This window comes from Enterobacter cloacae complex sp. P42RS, from assembly GCF_014930595.1.
Taxonomy (GTDB): Bacteria; Pseudomonadota; Gammaproteobacteria; order Enterobacterales; family Enterobacteriaceae; genus Enterobacter; species Enterobacter bugandensis.
On record NZ_JADBRK010000035.1, the window covers coordinates 1 to 3,131 of the forward strand.

1 tRNA gene and 2 rRNA genes are annotated in these 3,131 nt (G+C 52.9%); all 3 read left to right on the top strand.

The annotated features are described in order from the left end of the window. Positions 1-1,065 (top strand): 16S ribosomal RNA (locus IM314_RS21845); the annotation flags it as partial. 85 nt (positions 1,066-1,150) lie between these two features. Further along, positions 1,151-1,226: transfer RNA gene (locus tag IM314_RS21850), tRNA-Glu, on the top strand. A 182-nt stretch (positions 1,227-1,408) separates the two neighbouring features. Next, positions 1,409-3,131: ribosomal RNA gene (locus IM314_RS21855) — 23S ribosomal RNA — on the top strand; the annotation flags it as partial.

Genomic DNA, 3,131 nt, shown 5'->3' on the forward strand with positions numbered 1-3,131 from the left:
ATTGACGTTACCCGCAGAAGAAGCACCGGCTAACTCCGTGCCAGCAGCCGCGGTAATACGGAGGGTGCAAGCGTTAATCGGAATTACTGGGCGTAAAGCGCACGCAGGCGGTCTGTCAAGTCGGATGTGAAATCCCCGGGCTCAACCTGGGAACTGCATTCGAAACTGGCAGGCTAGAGTCTTGTAGAGGGGGGTAGAATTCCAGGTGTAGCGGTGAAATGCGTAGAGATCTGGAGGAATACCGGTGGCGAAGGCGGCCCCCTGGACAAAGACTGACGCTCAGGTGCGAAAGCGTGGGGAGCAAACAGGATTAGATACCCTGGTAGTCCACGCCGTAAACGATGTCGACTTGGAGGTTGTGCCCTTGAGGCGTGGCTTCCGGAGCTAACGCGTTAAGTCGACCGCCTGGGGAGTACGGCCGCAAGGTTAAAACTCAAATGAATTGACGGGGGCCCGCACAAGCGGTGGAGCATGTGGTTTAATTCGATGCAACGCGAAGAACCTTACCTACTCTTGACATCCAGAGAACTTAGCAGAGATGCTTTGGTGCCTTCGGGAACTCTGAGACAGGTGCTGCATGGCTGTCGTCAGCTCGTGTTGTGAAATGTTGGGTTAAGTCCCGCAACGAGCGCAACCCTTATCCTTTGTTGCCAGCGGTTAGGCCGGGAACTCAAAGGAGACTGCCAGTGATAAACTGGAGGAAGGTGGGGATGACGTCAAGTCATCATGGCCCTTACGAGTAGGGCTACACACGTGCTACAATGGCGCATACAAAGAGAAGCGACCTCGCGAGAGCAAGCGGACCTCATAAAGTGCGTCGTAGTCCGGATTGGAGTCTGCAACTCGACTCCATGAAGTCGGAATCGCTAGTAATCGTGGATCAGAATGCCACGGTGAATACGTTCCCGGGCCTTGTACACACCGCCCGTCACACCATGGGAGTGGGTTGCAAAAGAAGTAGGTAGCTTAACCTTCGGGAGGGCGCTTACCACTTTGTGATTCATGACTGGGGTGAAGTCGTAACAAGGTAACCGTAGGGGAACCTGCGGTTGGATCACCTCCTTACCTTAAAGAACCTGCCTTTGCAGTGCTCACACAGATTGTCTGATGAAAAGTAAAAAGCAAGGCGTCTTGCGATTGAGACTTCAGTGTCCCCTTCGTCTAGAGGCCCAGGACACCGCCCTTTCACGGCGGTAACAGGGGTTCGAATCCCCTAGGGGACGCCACTTGCTGGTTCGTGAGTGAAAGTCACCTGCCGTCATATCTCAAAACTGACTTGCGAGTCATGTTTGAGATATTTGCTCTTTAAAAATCTGGATCAAGCTGAAAATTGAAACGACACATCTTTAAGGTGTGTTCGAGTCTCTCAAATTTTCGCAATCAGAAGTGAAACATCTTCGGGTTGTGAGGTTAAGCGACTAAGCGTACACGGTGGATGCCCTGGCAGTCAGAGGCGATGAAGGACGTGCTAATCTGCGAAAAGCGACGGCGAGGTGATATGAACCTTTGACCCGTCGATGTCCGAATGGGGAAACCCAGTGTGATTCGTCACACTATCGTTAACTGAATACATAGGTTAACGAGGCGAACCGGGGGAACTGAAACATCTAAGTACCCCGAGGAAAAGAAATCAACCGAGATTCCCCCAGTAGCGGCGAGCGAACGGGGAGCAGCCCGGAGTCTGAATCAGCTTGTGTGTTAGTGGAAGCGTCTGGAAAGTCGCACGGTACAGGGTGACAGTCCCGTACACGAAAATGCACAGGTTGTGAACTCGAAGAGTAGGGCGGGACACGTGGTATCCTGTCTGAATATGGGGGGACCATCCTCCAAGGCTAAATACTCCTGACTGACCGATAGTGAACCAGTACCGTGAGGGAAAGGCGAAAAGAACCCCGGCGAGGGGAGTGAAAAAGAACCTGAAACCGTGTACGTACAAGCAGTGGGAGCACCTTCGGGTGTGACTGCGTACCTTTTGTATAATGGGTCAGCGACTTATATTCTGTAGCAAGGTTAACCGTATAGGGGAGCCGCAGGGAAACCGAGTCTTAACTGGGCGTTAAGTTGCAGGGTATAGACCCGAAACCCGGTGATCTAGCCATGGGCAGGTTGAAGGTTGGGTAACACTAACTGGAGGACCGAACCGACTAATGTTGAAAAATTAGCGGATGACCTGTGGCTGGGGGTGAAAGGCCAATCAAACCGGGAGATAGCTGGTTCTCCCCGAAAGCTATTTAGGTAGCGCCTCGTGAACTCATCTTCGGGGGTAGAGCACTGTTTCGGCTAGGGGGCCATCCCGGCTTACCAACCCGATGCAAACTACGAATACCGAAGAATGTTATCACGGGAGACACACGGCGGGTGCTAACGTCCGTCGTGAAGAGGGAAACAACCCAGACCGCCAGCTAAGGTCCCAAAGTCATGGTTAAGTGGGAAACGATGTGGGAAGGCACAGACAGCCAGGATGTTGGCTTAGAAGCAGCCATCATTTAAAGAAAGCGTAATAGCTCACTGGTCGAGTCGGCCTGCGCGGAAGATGTAACGGGGCTAAACCATGCACCGAAGCTGCGGCAGCGACGCTTATGTGTTGTTGGGTAGGGGAGCGTTCTGTAAGCCGTTGAAGGTGTGCTGTGAGGCATGCTGGAGGTATCAGAAGTGCGAATGCTGACATAAGTAACGATAAAGCGGGTGAAAAGCCCGCTCGCCGGAAGACCAAGGGTTCCTGTCCAACGTTAATCGGGGCAGGGTGAGTCGACCCCTAAGGCGAGGCCGAAAGGCGTAGTCGATGGGAAACAGGTTAATATTCCTGTACTTGGTGTTACTGCGAAGGGGGGACGGAGAAGGCTATGTCAGCCGGGCGACGGTTGTCCCGGTTTAAGCGTGTAGGTGTGTGTTCCAGGCAAATCCGGTTCACTTTAACACTGAGGCGTGATGACGAGGCACTACGGTGCTGAAGTGATAAATGCCCTGCTTCCAGGAAAAGCCTCTAAGCATCAGGTAACACGAAATCGTACCCCAAACCGACACAGGTGGTCAGGTAGAGAATACCAAGGCGCTTGAGAGAACTCGGGTGAAGGAACTAGGCAAAATGGTGCCGTAACTTCGGGAGAAGGCACGCTGATATGTAGGTGAAG